Annotated in this window: 11 protein-coding genes and 1 pseudogene; 6 read left to right on the top strand and 6 right to left on the bottom strand. The window is 38.3% G+C overall.

What is annotated here, in order from left to right; all coding sequences use genetic code 11:
• Positions 1-18: 18 nt before the first annotated feature.
• Entirely contained in the window at positions 19-2,061 is a 2,043-nt protein-coding gene (locus HX13_RS04215) for an ATP-binding protein (protein ID WP_238555023.1), read from the bottom strand.
• Between the two features lie 47 nt (positions 2,062-2,108).
• Positions 2,109-2,219 carry a hypothetical protein gene (locus tag HX13_RS23365; RefSeq protein ID WP_238555117.1) on the bottom strand — a complete coding sequence of 37 codons (111 nt, stop codon included), beginning with the start codon at positions 2,217-2,219 and terminating at the stop codon, positions 2,109-2,111.
• Positions 2,220-2,598: 379 nt separating this feature from the next.
• On the opposite strand from HX13_RS23365, the gene HX13_RS23360 reads away from it, so the two are divergent.
• The 6 genes and pseudogenes from HX13_RS23360 (at position 2,599) to HX13_RS04190 (ending at position 8,776) form a co-directional block, all read left to right on the top strand.
• Positions 2,599-2,766, top strand: a complete 168-nt coding sequence (locus HX13_RS23360; protein ID WP_157837407.1) for a hypothetical protein — start codon at positions 2,599-2,601, stop codon at positions 2,764-2,766.
• Between the two features lie 116 nt (positions 2,767-2,882).
• Entirely contained in the window at positions 2,883-3,959 is a 1,077-nt protein-coding gene (locus tag HX13_RS04210; RefSeq protein ID WP_238555022.1) for a porin, read from the top strand.
• A gap of 19 nt (positions 3,960-3,978) precedes the next feature.
• Positions 3,979-5,409 (top strand): anion permease, encoded by a 1,431-nt coding sequence (locus HX13_RS04205; protein WP_050020022.1) that lies wholly within the window; start codon positions 3,979-3,981, stop codon positions 5,407-5,409.
• Between the two features lie 16 nt (positions 5,410-5,425).
• On the top strand, positions 5,426-6,082 hold the full coding sequence (locus HX13_RS04200; protein WP_050020021.1) for a succinate dehydrogenase cytochrome b subunit: 657 nt from the start codon (positions 5,426-5,428) through the stop codon (positions 6,080-6,082).
• 10 nt (positions 6,083-6,092) lie between these two features.
• Positions 6,093-8,010 (top strand): annotated as a pseudogene (locus tag HX13_RS04195) (fumarate reductase/succinate dehydrogenase flavoprotein subunit).
• A gap of 13 nt (positions 8,011-8,023) precedes the next feature.
• Positions 8,024-8,776 (top strand): succinate dehydrogenase/fumarate reductase iron-sulfur subunit, encoded by a 753-nt coding sequence (locus HX13_RS04190; protein ID WP_050020020.1) that lies wholly within the window; start codon positions 8,024-8,026, stop codon positions 8,774-8,776.
• 283 nt (positions 8,777-9,059) lie between these two features.
• Here the strand turns inward: HX13_RS04190 and HX13_RS04185 are convergent, their stop codons facing one another.
• The 4 genes from HX13_RS04185 to HX13_RS04170 form a co-directional block, all read right to left on the bottom strand.
• Positions 9,060-9,830 (bottom strand): cyclase family protein, encoded by a 771-nt coding sequence (locus tag HX13_RS04185; protein WP_050020456.1) that lies wholly within the window; start codon positions 9,828-9,830, stop codon positions 9,060-9,062.
• 198 nt (positions 9,831-10,028) lie between these two features.
• Positions 10,029-10,316 carry a hypothetical protein gene (locus HX13_RS04180; RefSeq protein ID WP_050020019.1) on the bottom strand — a complete coding sequence of 96 codons (288 nt, stop codon included), beginning with the start codon at positions 10,314-10,316 and terminating at the stop codon, positions 10,029-10,031.
• Positions 10,297-10,992: a hypothetical protein gene (locus HX13_RS04175; RefSeq protein ID WP_050020018.1), complete on the bottom strand. Its 696-nt coding sequence runs from the start codon at positions 10,990-10,992 to the stop codon at positions 10,297-10,299. Before HX13_RS04175 ends, HX13_RS04180 begins: the two co-directional genes overlap by 20 nt.
• Before the next feature lie 210 nt (positions 10,993-11,202).
• Positions 11,203-12,216: a nucleoid-associated protein gene (locus HX13_RS04170; RefSeq protein ID WP_050020017.1), complete on the bottom strand. Its 1,014-nt coding sequence runs from the start codon at positions 12,214-12,216 to the stop codon at positions 11,203-11,205.
• Positions 12,217-12,388: the final 172 nt, after the last annotated feature.

The raw sequence follows: 12,388 nt of genomic DNA, 5'->3' as shown, positions 1-12,388 counted from the left end.
TAACGTTTTAAAAGTTTCTCAAATGTAAGGCTTTTTAAACGTTAAAATGAAAGAGGTACCTTCTTTATTACTTTCATAATCCACACTTCCCCCTATCCTTTTCATAACCCTGTGAACTATAGAAAGCCCTACTCCATTTCCCTTAAATTTCTTTGCATTATCCATCCTGTTGAAGATTTTAAACATTTTAGGCTTATCCTCTTCCGGAATTCCGATTCCGTTATCCGAAATTCTGTAGATAATGATCTGCCCTTCTTCAGTACCCTCAATTTCCACTTTAGGCTGTTCCCTGTGGGAAGAATATTTTACAGCATTGTTGATAATATTTAAAAATACCTGATGAAGCATGGTTTTATCAGCCAATACATCCGGACATTCTTTAATGATAATTTCACTTTTCGGATTGCCGTAGGTGATTTTTGCATTTTCAGAAATCTTTTGAATAGTAGTTGCCGTTCTTAGATTTTCGAGCTGCAATTCACTGTGCTTGGCACGGCTAAGCTGTAAAACATCCTGCATCATCTCTGCCATATTGTCGATTTCTTCAATAATTGCATTGATCTTTTTTTTGCTCTTCTCAGAGTCTTCGGCAAGATTTCCTAAAAGCATTTGAGCATTAAGTTTCATCACCGTTAACGGAGTACCCAGATCATGAGAAATGGTGTAAGAAAAACTATCCAGCTCTTCGTTCACTTTTTTGAGCTCATCATTTAGCCTTTTAATAGTAATATAATTCTTGTGCGATGTTTCCAGAATAAGGTCCCTCACTGCCTGTACTGCCTGAATATTTCTGGAATTCCATCTCTTTGAATGCCCTTTGATATTTTCTGTAAAAATATGGAACGATGTTCTTGGTGAGATCATCTGCCTGTCTTCTCCGTTTTGAGAAAACACCTCAACCTTTTTTTCCGGATTTCCCGCCCAGTTGATGTGTTCATCAAATTCTTTACGGAACCAGATCAGCATTTCCTTTTTTTCTCTTTCAATAAAATAAATAATAATTCCCGCAGCATTATCGGGCAGGTCCAGCTCTTCACCGTGGTGTTTAAGAAAACTACGGTTCACATAAACAGGACCTTCCGTATTTTCCAAGGCCCATTGGGCAATAGTATTAATAACCGGGGAAGCGGGTGTTATTCCTTCTGTTACAATATTTTCATCCGAAATAATAGCAAGACCGTTTGCCTCCGGTAAATTTTTAATCTCCGTCTTATTCTCTACCAAGGAATCAAATAAGTAATTATGCTTTAGGAAATTTGTCTTTAGTTGGGATAATTTCCCGTTGAGTTCCACACGATAATTTAACTCACTTTTAGATTTAAATGATGAAAAAGCATTCGCAGCCAAAGCTGTAAAAATCCCTGCCTGCACCCTGTCTTCAAGATCAATATGCTTAGGTTTTATGTTCTGGCAGGTTACCAGCCCCCAAAGATGATTATCAATAATAATTGAAACACTAAAACTGGAAGAAACTCCTAGATTCCGGAGGTATTGCCCATGCACAGGAGACATGGCCCTTGATGCAGCAAATGTAAGATCTATTTCTACTTTTGCTTTGCTTAGAATGGGAATCCTATCAGCATCAATATTACTGAATATTCTTTTCCTTTTTTTCAAATAAAGCTCCCTTGCTTGTTTAGGAATATCCGATTCAGGATAATGAAGCCCCAGAAAACTTTCCATATCTTCATTTTTCTTTTCGGCAATCACTTTTCCCGAACCATCCATCATAAACTTATACACCATCATACGATCATAGTTCACTACCTTTGAAAGGGTTTCCAGTAAATGGTTCCAAAGATCCTGTTCATTATCTATAGCATAAAAATTATCATATTTATTGGAAATTCTTTTATCGGGGTTGATCAAAACTTCTTCAAATTCCAGGAAGATATATTGTCCACTTTTAAAAACCGAGAAATGATATTCCTTGCCTCCAATAAAAATCTTGTCGAAATAAGTCTCATTTTCTCTTCTGGTAAATTTATTCAATGAAGTATAGATATCGGAATCTATGATAGTCTGAAAACTTTCGGGGAAGTCCGTAAGTTTTTTTGTCAAACAGCTCATCTGAACTCCTGATGGTAAATATATCCGATATATTCCTGCTAAAAAAAAGTAATGGAATGGGATTCCGCATCAATGCCAATCAAATAACCAAAACTCTGTATGTGGCCCGGAATATGGATAGGTTCTTCATGGCATTCTACAAAATTCATATATCTCTTCAGTATATTAATCAAAGATAACTCTTTTTTGAACAGCTTTCTATTTTATAAAATCAATTTTTAACATTTTTCTTACTTCTATTCTCCTGTCAATTATGGAATACAAAAGATAAAAATCGCGTTAAAACATTTTTTATTTTTAACTTATTTTAATACTGTTTTTCTAAAATATACAAAAAATTTCCCAATAATAGTGTTTTAACCATTTAACTATGATTCATAACATAAATTTAATATTATTGGTTTACATATCTATGTTATTCAAACCTTTTTTGCTAAATTTATATCATCAAATAACAGATATAATTGAAAATAAATTGAAATATTCACAATAATTTCAATATAATTTTACAATTCAAATAATACTACTATGAAAAAGTTCCCATTAATGTTTATTCCAGGATTATGGAAGCCATTACAAACCGGCGGCCGTGTTTCCTCAAAAGCTCACAAAATACCGTTTTCACCACCCGGTTTACAAAATTCCCGTCAACTTGTGGGAACACACTCATCTGCAGCATTCAGTCTTCAGGACTAAGCTAAAACACTCATTAAAAACAAAAGATATGGCCTTTTTTTCATTCAAAAAAGAAAAGCCTGATACTCTGCATTCTTATTTGCTGGTTATCAGCCCATGCACAGATACAGGACTCTATGCAAATCAAACCACAACCACCGGAAGACAATATAAAATATCCGCAGCTCCAGATCAAAGGGCTCTTCCAGGCACGTTACCTGGTAGGGATGAGTAAAGATGTTGATGTGAACGGTCTCCATCATTCTGATGGTTCAGGAACCGATAACAATTTCATGCTTAAATACATGCGGGTCCAGGTACGGGCACAGATCAGCAAACGTACGGAAGTTGTCGTTTTGGCTAATCTTGCAGATTTTAAAAATGACCCTAAAAGCAGGGTTCTTGAAAATGCTTACCTGAAATATACTTTCAGTCCCAAACTGGCTTTGACGGCAGGACAGTTCAGGCCCTGGTTCGGTATTGAGGAAACATATCCTATCGACATCATTAAATCTTTAGACTGGTCTAATCAGTATACGGAATTCGGGAAACTGGGCTGGACAAGTTTTCAGATCGGAATGTCTGCGACTGGACAGCTTCAGCTGGGTGAAATTCCTTTTCAATATGCGGTTTCTGTAGTCAACGGAAACGGAAAAAATCAGATTAATGATAATGACAATGGAAAGCAATACTCCACAAGGCTGGTTTTCGGTTTATCTAAGAAATATAATTTTAATGTCGGATTAAATGGAGGTATTGGCGAGGTTTTCAGTAAAAAGGTATATGCTCTGGGAATTGATCTAAGCTCATTGGTCAGATTTGATCCAAGATGGAGTCTGGATATGCAGCTGGAAGCCAAACAGGCTACTAATCATGTCCTGTACAATTCCATTGCTCCGGAGCTACGTCCTGATAATCCTGATCAGTATCTGATCCGGGGAGTTTATTTCCTTCCAAATATCAGGTATGAGATCAATCACAAAAACCTCAGCGCTTTCGAACTGTCTTGCCGGTATGAATACCTGGATACCAATTTCAGAATGAATTCAAATCCAAGGCAAACCATTACTCCCATGTTCGGACTGGAATTCCTGAAAAATTATGGGGCAAGAATTCAGTTGGGAGTGCAGTTTGACCGTTACAAACATCAGGTAGAAAACACATCACAATACAACAATAATCTATTCATCGTCCAGGTACAAAGTAGATTTTAACCGATAAATAGTTACTATCATGAAAGAAATTAATATCAAAAACGTTGCGATTACATTTGTCGTTGCATTAATCATCTGGTTCATTCCTGCACCGGAAGGAGTTGCCCAGAATGCATGGCACCTGTTCGCCATCTTTGCAGCAACCATTCTAGGAATTATTTTAAAGGCAGCTCCCATGGGCACCATGTGTATGATGGCCATAGGATTTACGGCGCTTACACAGGTTGTGGCTCCCGGAGATGCCGGAAAATCAATCACCAAAGCACTTTCCGGATTTGGAGATAAGGTGATCTGGTTGATCGGAATTTCATTCTTTATTGCCAGAGGATTTATTAAAACAGGATTAGGAAACCGCATTGCCTTTTTATTTATCAGGGTTTTCGGTAAAAGTTCATTGGGATTAGCCTACGGATTAGGACTTGCTGATGTTTGCCTGGCACCTGCTATTCCAAGTAATACCGCAAGAGGGGGAGGAATCATCTATCCTATTATGAAATCTATGGCTATCAGCTTTGATTCCGTTCCGGAAAAGCCTGAAACCCATAGAAAACTCGGTTCATTTTTAACTTTGAACAGCTATTATATGAACCTCATCGCTTCTTCCATGTTTCTTACAGGAACAGCGAGTAATCCCATGTGTCAGAAATTTGCTGCCAACCTTGGTATTGATATTACCTGGATGTCCTGGGCTGCAGCGGGATTTCTTCCGGGGCTGGTTGCATTCTTCGTCGTTCCTTTGGTTTTATACAAACTGTATCCGCCTGAATTGAAAAAAACAGGAGATGCTCCGAAAATGGCAGCTCAGAAATTAAAAGAAATGGGACCTATTTCCAGAAATGAATGGTTGATGCTTTTGGCTTTCTTCATTCTTTTATTCCTATGGATCTTTGGGGGAGCGCTTTCTATTGATGCCACCACTACAGCATTCATCGGATTAACTTTATTGCTATTAACCTCTGTGTTAACCTGGGAAGATGTAAAAGGTGAAAAAGGGGCCTGGGATACCATTGTCTGGTTTGCTGTTTTAGTAATGATGGCAAGCTCTCTGAATGAATTGGGCTTCATTGGCTGGTTCAGTAACCTTATTAAAGTTCAGATCGGAGGATTGAACTGGCAGGTGGCCTTCCCGGTTATTATTGTGGTCTATTTCTTCAGTCACTATATTTTCGCAAGTGCTACTGCTCACGTAGCGGCCATGTATGCAGCATTACTTGGGGTGGGAGTTTCTCTTGGGATACCGCCTATGTTATTAGCTATGATGCTCGGTTTCATGGGGTCAATCTATGGGGTGCTTACCCATTACGGCCATGGTCCTGCCCCGGTATTCTTCGGAAGCGGATACGTTGACCTGAAAGCCTGGTGGCTTCGGGGGCTTGAAATAGGAATTGTATTATTAATCATCTATATGGTTGTAGGAGGTCTATGGATGAAAGTTTTAGGATATTATTAATTATTAAATCAAATCTATGTTATCAACATTGTCAAGAAAAATGCTGATGTGCCTTACAGGGCTCTTTTTGGGATTCTTTTTGTTGATTCATTTCCTCGGAAATCTTCAACTTTTTCTTCCCCGGGATCAGGCTCATCTGCAATTCAATGCCTATTCGCATTTTTTATCAGGAAATATCATCATCAAAATAGTTTCTTATATTTTGTATGCCAGTATCATTCTTCATGCTGTAGATGGACTGGTGATTACCCTGAAAAATAAAAAATCCGGTGGCGTTTACCAGAATGACAAGCGCGGAAGAGCCAGCCAATGGGCTTCCAGGAATATGGGTATTCTTGGAACATTGATCCTGATCTTTCTGGTCATCCATTTCCAAAATTTCTGGTATATCTACAAATTTGGAAATCCACCCCTTGATGAAAATGGAAACAAGGACCTGTATATCCTTGTTGTAACGGTGTTTAAAGAATGGTGGTATGTGATTATTTATGTAATATCCATGGTTGCCCTATGTTATCACCTGATCCACGGGATACACAGTGCCGTAAGGACACTCGGGTTATACCATCCTAAATTTGTAAAGTGGTTCAAAACCGTAGGAATTGCTTATTCAATCATCATCAGCTTAGGTTTTGCCCTGATGCCTGTTTATGTATTTTTTACTTACCAATAAAAACCTCATTATGATTTTAGATTCAAAAATACCACAAGGCCCGTTGGAACAAAAATGGGATAACTATAAAAAGAAAGCTAAACTGGTCAATCCTGCCAACCGCAAAAAACTTGATATTATTGTAGTAGGAACAGGCCTGGCAGGAAGTTCTGCAGCAGCTTCATTGGGGGAAATGGGATATAACGTCAAATCGTTCTGCTTTCAGGACAGCCCCAGAAGAGCCCATTCTGTAGCGGCACAGGGAGGTGTAAACGCTGCCAAAAATTATAAAAATGATGGGGACAGTGTTTACCGTATGTTCGCAGACACCTTAAAAGGCGGAGATTTCCGTGCCCGTGAAGCCAATGTATACCGGATGGCAGAATGTTCTTTAAACCTCATCGATCAGGCCGTAGCGCAAGGCGTACCTTTTGGCCGGGAATATGGTGGCTATCTTAATAACCGGTCTTTCGGCGGAGTTCAGGTAAGCCGTACTTTCTATGCCAGAGGACAGACCGGACAACAATTGCTTCTGGGAGCCTATCAGGCTTTAATGAGACAGGTCGGAAAAGGTTCCGTACAGCTGTTTTCAAGACATGAAATGCTCGATTTAGTCACTATTGACGGCAAAGCAAGAGGAATTATCGTAAGAAATTTAGATACCGGAGAAATTGAAAGACATGCCGCCCATGCTGTCATATTAGCAACCGGAGGCTATGGAAAGATTTATTATCTGTCGACATTAGCCATGGGATGTAACGGCTCTGCGATATGGAGAGCTCATAAAAAAAGGAGCCTTAATGGCCTCTCCAAGCTGGATCCAGGTACACCCTACTTCCCTTCCGCAATCCGGAGATTATCAATCCAAATTAACATTGATGTCCGAATCATTGCGTAATGACGGAAGAATCTGGGTACCTGCGAAACAGGATGAAAACAGAGCCCCGAATGACATTCCGGAAAATGAAAGAGATTACTATCTGGAAAGAAGGTATCCTGCGTTCGGGAACTTAGCTCCCAGAGATATTTCATCCCGTGCAGCAAAAGAAAGAATAGATGCAGGCTACGGAACCGGCCCATTGAAAAATGCCGTGTATCTTGATTTTTCAAAGGCTATTAAGGAACAGGGAAAAGAAAAAATCAAAGAAAAATATGGAAATTTATTCGATATGTATCTCAAAATTACCGGATATGATGCGTATAAAGAACCGATGATGATCTCTCCTTCTGCCCATTTTTCTATGGGTGGACTCTGGGTAGATTATGAATTAATGACTACCATTCCGGGACTGTTTGCTTTAGGTGAAGCCAATTTTGCAGATCACGGAGCCAACAGGTTGGGAGCTAACTCTCTTTTACAGGCTTCTGTAGATGGGTATTTTATTGCCCCTTATACTATTGCCAATTATTTAGCAGATGAGATTCACACCGGAAAAATTTCCCCGGATACCCCTGAGTTTGAACAGGCTGAAAATGCGGTTAAAAAGCAGATTCAGGATTTAATGAATATCAAAGGAACCAAAACCGTTGATTATTTCCATAAAACATTAGGAAAGTTACTGTATGATTATTGCGGGCTGGCCAGAAATGAAAAAGGATTACAATATGCCATTCAGGAGATCAGAAAACTAAAACAGGAATTCCACAAAGACGTAAGGGTTTCCGGACAGGGCAATACAATGAATGCTGAACTGGAAAAAGCAGGCCGCGTTGCCGATTATTTTGAGATAGGTGAACTAATGTGCTATGATGCGCTAACCCGTAATGAATCCTGTGGTGCACATTTCCGGGAAGAATTTCAGACCCCCGATGGCGAGGCCATGAGAAATGATGCGGAATATCAATTCATCTCTGCATGGAAATGGACATGTGAAAATGGCGAACCTGAACTGATCAGGGAACCTTTAATCTTTGAAGAAATTCAGCCAACGGTAAGAAGTTATAAATAGAAAAACAAAAATTATGGATTTACATCTTAAAATATGGAGACAGAAAGATAGAAAAAGTGAAGGAAAGCTGGTGAATTACGACCTCAAAGGATTGAACCCTCACATGTCTTTTCTGGAAATGCTGGATACGTTGAATGAAAAACTGATCATTGAAGGTGATGAACCCGTAGAGTTTGATCACGACTGCCGCGAGGGAATCTGCGGACAGTGCGGAATGATGATCAACGGCATTGCCCATGGTCCTTTAAAGCATACAACAACCTGCCAGCTTCACCTCAGGTCTTTTAAAGATGGTGAAACTATTCTGATAGAGCCATTTAGAGCTGAAGCTTTCCCGGTAAAAAAAGATTTAAAGGTGGATCGTTCTGCTTTTGACAGGATTATATCTTCCGGAGGTTTTGTATCGGTAAATACCGGCCAGGCCCCTGATGCTACAGCCATTCCTGTTACTCATCAAACCGCAGAAGAAGCATTTGATTCCGCAGCCTGTATTGGTTGTGGCGCTTGTGTTGCCACCTGCAAAAACGGAAGTGCAGCTTTATTTACCTCTGCCAAAATCACCCATATGGCGCTCCTGCCTCAGGGAAAGGAAGAAAGAAGCAAACGTGTTCTGGACATGGTCGCCCAGATGGATGCCGAATTATTTGGCCACTGTTCCAATACCGAAGCCTGTGAAGTGGAATGTCCTCAGGGAATTTCCGTACTGAATATAGCCAGGATGAATTTTGAATACAACAGAGCCCTATTTTTCAATAAAAAAGGATAAGTAAAGGAAGAATGCTAAAAATGATGCTATGTGAAAGAGCGAATTTGCAAATGCAGGTTTGCTCTTTCTATTTTTATAATGAATTTTTATGGATCAGTCTCAAAAGCTGAGGAAAATATTGCTAAAATTTGTGAAATTTAATGTAATGCAAAGTTTTTAGCACATTGTCTTATATTTTCAAGGGCGCAAAAGATGGAATCAATTTCATTGATTCTTTCTAAGTAAATGCATATCCACTACATCTCCTAAAATATCACCAAGTTTTGTCCATGATCGATTTTTGTTAATCCATCATGGCCACTACTCTTGTCGGAGCTGCAGAACCACCCACAATCTTTAACGGAAATACACAGACTTTGAAGCCTGAAGGTGGCAGTGCCTTGAGATTGGTAAGCTGTTCTATATGCAGATATTCTTTTTCTATTCCTACGCGATGACCTTCCCAGAAATATTCAGGGTCATTCAGTTCTTTTGCTTTTTTAGCCATAAATTTCAAGGGAAGATCCCAACCCCACTGATCGATTCCCATTACTTTTACCCCTTGATCAATCAGCCATTCCGTAGCTTCACGGCTCATTCCGGTGCCCCTTTCTACAAAGTCTGAAGTTCCCATTAACTTGTCCCGATCAGTTCTGATTAAAACAATATTTCCTTCCTGAATAGTAATTCCGTTTTTGTGGAGATCTTTTTTAAGGTCATCTACTGTAATGGCGACAAAATCTTCCTTGTGGCTGCAATCTATGACAATACCATCTCCATAGCACCATTCTAATGGAATCTGATCGATCGTTTTCGCAGGTTTTCCTTCCACCAAAGGTCCGTAATGCCAAGGTGCATCAATATGAGTGGTGGCATGAAGTCCCATATTTTTAATCGTATCATCTGCCCATCCTGTCCAGTTTTTAGGAAAAAGCCTGAAAGGAAGATTCAAAGCCAAACGGATCAGCCAATGGGATTTCCTGTGAGGTTTATGTTTAATTTTCACTCTCATAAACCAAGGATCTCCTGCATTGTACTGAATAGGTTTGGATAAATCGATAATAGTTGTTTTCATAGGATCGGCTTTGGGAATAAAGATACAAATAATGCTCGTTTTGAATAAAGATTTCTGAGTTAGAAGAGGGAGGCTGGAAGTTATGGAAGTCATAAAGCATAGCTTTTTCTCTTTTTTAAATTTTAAATTGATAATGTGAATGATCAGTAATTATAATGGAAAATAACTTCCCTCTTCCAGCTTCCAGCTTCTGACCTTTTAAAATATTTTCGGAATCATAATTTTACCGGGATCATTTTCATCATAAAGTATCTCTATCCTGCCATATTTAGGTACTGAAGAAAGATTCAAAAGACTTACGATCTTTTTATATACGGCAATATGTTCCTTCCCTCTGAAATCTTTGAAACTGACCTGGATTTTAATTTCCGGCTGATCATTTACCATTAAGCCGGTTTGGCTTACACTAATGATTTCAGCCTCAGCATTTCTTCCGGAAAACAGAATTTGTTCTTCTTTTTTATTCTTAAAAAAACTTTCCTGCAATCAGCTGGAAAACCAATACATAAATAATTGTCATTACTCCACTGAAAATAATCGGATGCATGAAAGTAAGAAACCTCCAGCCAAAATCAAAAGATTCCCGCATGTAGAAATAATAGTATAATCCGATAATATAAGCAATTAATAATATGATAAAAGCTGTTCTTAATATCATCCCTGAAGTATTGAATCCTACTTTCTGATCATTTAAAATAAAATAGGGTTCCTGGGATACATCGGGGTTCAGCAACACCTTTACGGTATTACCAGCATCGAATCTTTTCTCCTGAGGCTTGGAATCGTGAAACATCATTTCATGCTCAATCATCGTATTTCTAAGATTGGGAAATGAAAGAACAATCTGAATGACATTCATATTGGTTTTGGGAATGTATTTCAGAAGCTGATAACGGATAACTTTTGCTTCCCTCGGGATTCCGTTTCTCAGAATAGAGTGAATGGTATTTTTCTGTTTAAAAGTTTTAATAAAAAGATTATTAACGAAAAACGCAAGAATATACAACCATATCAATAAAGAAAAACCGAGGTATCCATAGCTCACAGCCAATGAATTTCTCGGTTCTGTTGCAAGATCCTCCGTCATCATATAAATGAAAATCGGGAAGGGTACGCAGAAAAAGAAAAGGAAAATTCCCCAGAAAATGATCATAAATTTCATAACTCCTGTTTTGTAAACAGCAATAAAGTTATGATATTATTTATTAATTATGGGCTGGAAGATGGAAGCCGGAAGTTACTTTCCGTTATCATGACTGACCGTCAACAACCTTATTAATATTACCTAAAAGAAGATAAAAAAAATAAATAGCAGTCCTTATGGCCTTCATAACTTCCAGCCTCCTGCCTCCAACTCTCTAAAGCTCTTCAATTATACTTCTTTCTCGAAGTAAAGCCTGTAATATTTCCCTTTATCATCCTCTCCCATTTCAATTTTCTGCCGGTCTCCATGGATGTAAATATGGAAATTTTTATCTAATTTGATGATACTTTTAAAGTGTCTCTGAGTCTTTTTTACCGCAGCTTCACTAATTGGGAATTCTTCAGCAATATTCACCTGCATATCCTGTTCATAATCTGTTTTGAAATTCACAAAACTTTCAATTACATGCTCGTCACCCAATACTTCGTTAGCAAATTCATCCAGTTTAAATTCTTCTTTTTCTTTGAAGAAGTTAATTGATTTATTCAGGAAATCTGCCTGATCAGCCTTTGAAACCTCAAATTCCTGGGGAAGTTGCTTGGTGATGTAATCTTTATACACCATTAAAGCTTCCTGGGTATGGAAATATTCGTCGTCACGCTGTTTTACTTTTAAGAAATCTTCAAACCAGTAATACATATCCCCGTTTTTGTTGTTATCCACTACGGAAAGTACATATCCTGTTTCTTTATTATTGTTGTAGATTAATGCTGCCTTATCTATTTTAGACAAACCGATTCCCTGATCTTTTTCAATGTCAAAAGATTCCTCTGTAGGATTAATCTTAAGGAAGGATTCCCTTTTTTCAGTTTTGAAAATCCCGATTTTATCTACTTTATCCGGACGGTCACTTTCATCCTCAAAAAGTACAATAAACAACTCCCCACTCTGAACCCTGGGATTTTCAGCCGCTTCGAAAAGGTGTTTTGCGATATTTTCAGATTCCCATATAAATTTGGATTTATCATCAAAAATTTCAGATACAGCACTGTAAACCGGATTGTTCACCAGATAGGTATCACTATAAAAATGAAAAGTCTCTTCTGATTTGAATGATCCTAAAAAGTAATCCTCCAGCAGTTCTGCCATTCCTTCCTCCAGCTTCAATTCCTCCTGGGAAAGCGTTAAAGAATCTCCGTTGATCTTATTACCTACTCTGTGTACTATTATTTTTGAAAACATTTTCTGAATATTTGGACTGCAAAGATATTCATTCTATCCTTCCCATGAAACTGAATTTTTTTAAACTACAAATCGAAGATTCGACGAAGTCAAAAGACACAAAAGTTTTTATTTTCTTAAACACTTTCACCTTACAAGTTGAAAATAATACAGCTGAAAAGTTCACTAAGCT

This window comes from Chryseobacterium sp. P1-3 (genome assembly GCF_000738495.1).
GTDB lineage: Bacteria > Bacteroidota > Bacteroidia > Flavobacteriales > Weeksellaceae > Chryseobacterium > Chryseobacterium gallinarum.
This window is presented reverse-complemented; position numbering and strand designations above follow the sequence as displayed.

Bases quoted from the DNA above. Each gene is read 5' to 3' on its own strand.
- HX13_RS23365 (WP_238555117.1), bottom strand. From the start codon at position 2,219: ATGAATTTTGTAGAATGCCATGAAGAACCTATCCATATTCCGGGCCAC.
- HX13_RS23360 (WP_157837407.1), top strand. From the start codon at position 2,599: ATGAAAAAGTTCCCATTAATGTTTATTCCAGGATTATGGAAGCCATTA.
- HX13_RS04210 (WP_238555022.1), top strand. From the start codon at position 2,883: ATGCAAATCAAACCACAACCACCGGAAGACAATATAAAATATCCGCAG.
- HX13_RS04205 (WP_050020022.1), top strand. From the start codon at position 3,979: ATGAAAGAAATTAATATCAAAAACGTTGCGATTACATTTGTCGTTGCA.
- HX13_RS04200 (WP_050020021.1), top strand. From the start codon at position 5,426: ATGTTATCAACATTGTCAAGAAAAATGCTGATGTGCCTTACAGGGCTC.
- HX13_RS04190 (WP_050020020.1), top strand. From the start codon at position 8,024: ATGGATTTACATCTTAAAATATGGAGACAGAAAGATAGAAAAAGTGAA.
- HX13_RS04185 (WP_050020456.1), bottom strand. From the start codon at position 9,830: ATGAAAACAACTATTATCGATTTATCCAAACCTATTCAGTACAATGCA.
- HX13_RS04175 (WP_050020018.1), bottom strand. From the start codon at position 10,992: ATGAAATTTATGATCATTTTCTGGGGAATTTTCCTTTTCTTTTTCTGC.
- HX13_RS04170 (WP_050020017.1), bottom strand. From the start codon at position 12,216: ATGTTTTCAAAAATAATAGTACACAGAGTAGGTAATAAGATCAACGGA.